1 pseudogene is annotated in these 823 nt (G+C 69.4%); it reads left to right on the forward strand.

Going from position 1 to position 823, the window contains the following annotated elements:
• A pseudogene (locus A5780_RS41160) lies at positions 1 to 823 on the forward strand (DNA cytosine methyltransferase); the annotation flags it as partial.

Here is an 823-nt window from a genome sequence, read left to right on the forward strand (position 1 = left end):
TGTTCTGGGCGAGCCCGGCGTGCCCGGAATGGACGGACGCGAAGGGACAGAAACGCTACTTCGACCAGAGCAACCAGTACCGGTTCGACGAGGAACTCGGCATCGTCGAGGATCCGGCGTCCGGGCGCAGCCGGGCGCTGGTCGAGCAGATTCCCCGGTATCTGCGTGCGATGGCCGCGCGCGGCAAGCCGGTGCTGGCCGGGGTGATGGAAAACGTCGTGCAGTGCTGGAAGTGGGACGACCGGCATCGGTGGCTGCGCGAGATCCAGGACCTCGGTTACGAGACCCGGGTCATCGCCCTGAATTCCGCGCACGTGCTGCCGCGCACCTGCCTGCCGGTGCCGCAGTCCCGCGACCGGCTCTACATCGCGTACTGGCTCAAATCGCTGGGGCGGCGCCCGGATTGGGACAAGTGGCTGCGCCCGAAGGCATGGTGCCCGAGCTGCGAGCAGGTCGTGGACGCGATCCAGTCGTGGAAGAAGCCCGGCACGCAGATGGGCCGCTACGGCGTGCGTCACGGCCAGTACGTCTACCGGTGCCCGTCGAAGGCGTGCCGGTACGCGATCGCCGAGCCGATCACCACACCGGCGTCGGTGGCCATCGACTGGAGCCTGCCGCCCGGGGACCGCATCGGTGACCGGGACGAACCCCTCGCCGACAACACCCTCGAACGGATCCGGATCGGGATCGAGAAGTTCGTGGGCGCGGCGATGCTCACCCCGGCCGGCGGGACCTGGCGCACCGAGGCGACCAGTCTCGGCGAGCCGATGCCCACTCGCACCACACGCGAGACCGACGCGCTGGTGGTGCCGCCACTGGTGGT

This window comes from Nocardia sp. 852002-20019_SCH5090214 (genome assembly GCF_001665865.1).
In the GTDB taxonomy this organism is placed as follows: domain Bacteria; phylum Actinomycetota; class Actinomycetes; order Mycobacteriales; family Mycobacteriaceae; genus Nocardia; species Nocardia nova.